Annotated in this window: 1 protein-coding gene; it reads left to right on the forward strand. The window is 79.5% G+C overall.

Annotated elements, in window-relative coordinates; translation table 11 throughout:
- Positions 1-591, forward strand: a 591-nt coding sequence (gene mmuM, locus AE652_RS42725; RefSeq protein ID WP_049661764.1) for a homocysteine S-methyltransferase, incomplete at both ends; no start/stop codon positions are given.

Below are 591 nucleotides of genomic sequence, written 5' to 3' on the forward strand. Positions count from 1 at the left end.
GCCCGGGAGGCGGCGCGCCCGGAGCCGGGCGGGCGGCGGCGCTGGGTGGCGGCCTCGGTGGGCCCGTACGGGGCGGTGCTGGCGGACGGCTCGGAGTACCGGGGCCGGTACGGGCTGGGCGTCGCGGAGCTGGCGGACTTCCACCGGCCGCGGCTGGAGGTGCTGGCGGCGGCCCGGCCGGACGTGCTGGCGCTGGAGACGGTGCCGGACGTGGACGAGGCGCGGGCGCTGCTGGGGCTGGTGCGCGGGCTTGGGGTGCCGGCCTGGTTGTCGTACAGCATCGAGGGCGACCGGACCAGGGCCGGACAGCCGCTGGCGGAGGCGTTCGCGCTGGCCGCCGACGTGGACGAGGTGGTCGCGGTGGGCGTCAACTGCTGCACGCCGCAGGACGCGGACCGGGCGGTGGCGGTGGCCGCCGAGGTGACCGGGAAGCCGGTGGTGGTCTACCCGAACAGCGGGGAGAGCTGGGACGCCGGCCGCCGGGGCTGGCGCGGCGAGCCGACCTTCCGCTCGGCCCGGGTGGGCGGCTGGCTCGCGGACGGCGCGCGGCTGGTGGGCGGCTGCTGCCGGGTCGGGACGGACGGGATCGCG

This window comes from Kitasatospora sp. MY 5-36, from assembly GCF_001182915.1.
Lineage (GTDB): Bacteria > Actinomycetota > Actinomycetes > Streptomycetales > Streptomycetaceae > Kitasatospora.